Origin of the sequence: Aeromonas sp. HMWF014, from assembly GCF_963878295.1 — a bacterium.
Classification (GTDB): Bacteria; Pseudomonadota; Gammaproteobacteria; order Enterobacterales; family Aeromonadaceae; genus Aeromonas; species Aeromonas popoffii.
In genome coordinates this window covers 1-1,413 of the sequence record NZ_CAWNYS010000203.1, presented here as the reverse complement: position 1 = coordinate 1,413, position 1,413 = coordinate 1, and the positions used below count along the sequence as shown (strand labels likewise).

Annotated in this window: 2 protein-coding genes; both read left to right on the top strand. The window is 57.7% G+C overall.

The annotated features are described in order from the left end of the window. Positions 1–582: bacteriophage T4 gp5 trimerisation domain-containing protein (locus AAC083_RS08210; RefSeq protein ID WP_146181536.1), on the top strand; the 582-nt coding region annotated here is incomplete at its 5' end. 1 nt (position 583) lies between these two features. Further along, positions 584–1,309: a DUF4123 domain-containing protein gene (locus AAC083_RS08205; protein ID WP_108535428.1), complete on the top strand. Its 726-nt coding sequence runs from the start codon at positions 584–586 to the stop codon at positions 1,307–1,309. Positions 1,310–1,413 lie beyond the last annotated feature (104 nt).

Genomic DNA, 1,413 nt, shown 5'->3' with positions numbered 1-1,413 from the left:
AAAGACCTGAACGTGCTGATAGAGAACGACGCTGCCTGGCACATCAAGCACGACCAGCACACCGATATCGACAACGAGCGGGTCACCCGCATCAAGGCCAACGACCACCTGACGGTGGAAGGCGAGAAACGGGATCACATCAAGGCCGACTATTCGCTGACGGTGGATGTCTCAATGCATCAGAAACTGGGGCAGTCGCTGCTGGTTGAAGCGGGCCAAGAGGTCCACATCAAGGCCGGTAACAAGATTGTACTGGAAGCAGGCTCAGAGCTGACCCTCAAGGTCGGCGGCAGCTTTGTGAAGGTTGACCCGAGCGGCGTCACCCTGGTTGGTCCCTCCATCAAGATGAACTCTGGTGGCAGTCCCGGTTCTGGCTCTGGGTGGGCGGGTCAGGCCCCATTCTTACCGAAAGTTGTCGCTACGGAACCCTCTCCGGAGCATGTCACTATCGTGCCACAAATCGCCACACAGACGAGTGCTGAAGCCTTGTTGAAAACACTTCCGCCCATGGAGAAACCTGTCTGCATCCCTTGCATGCTGAGAGCCATGGCTCAGGGCGATGCCGTGGTGAAGGGAGAGTAAGATGCTACCTGAATCAATCTGGCGTGAAGGAAAGGCAGTTGCTCTGATCGAAGCGGCCCATCTTAGTGCCGAGCAGCGAGAGAAGATGAGTGAGGGGCTGTTTTTGCCGCTCTATCTGCACGATGACCTGTTTGAGCTGGTCAATCTTGGCCCCTGGCTCTGGCAGTGCTCACAACAGGATGAAGGCTTGCTGGCTGAACTCGCCGAGCAGGGGCATGTCGTGGGGCTGATTGACAGCGAGCGACCTGTGGAAACACTGCAAGAGCAGTTGGCGCTTGGGGCAAGAGTGATAGAGCCGGGTGGCAAGTACAGTATGCTGCTGCGGTTCTATACCCCTGACGCCTTGCCCTTGCTGCTTGAGCAGCAGGATGCCCCCTGGCTTGGCGGTATCTTTGGTGGCATCAGTCGTTGGTGGCTGCGGGAGTGCAATGGCAACTGGCGTGAGCTGGTCTTGTCTATCCCCCCGGCAGAACCAGTTCTGGTGCAACTGACCCCGGCACTCTATCAAGCATTGGAAGGATCACCGCAAGCCCATCGACTGCTGGCTCTCTGGCAATCAGGGGATAATATTGCTCAGTTTCCGCCCTGTGAGCGGATGGCCATGGTTCGCAAGGCACTCGACAAGGCCAAGCAGGCAGGGGCTGCCGATGCCCAGCTCTTGCACTGGGGATTGGCCTATCTGGAAGGCGGGCGCTCAGCCTTGGAACAACTCAAGCAATCAGCATGACAGTAGAAAGAAGCCTGACACGATTTATCTCCACCATGGCCACGGCTGCGTGGAACTTGATGCCCCGCTGGGGACGCTGGCTGAGTGCCATTGTGCTGGTGCTC

Bases quoted from the DNA above. Each gene is read 5' to 3' on its own strand.
- AAC083_RS08205 (WP_108535428.1), top strand. From the start codon at position 584: ATGCTACCTGAATCAATCTGGCGTGAAGGAAAGGCAGTTGCTCTGATC.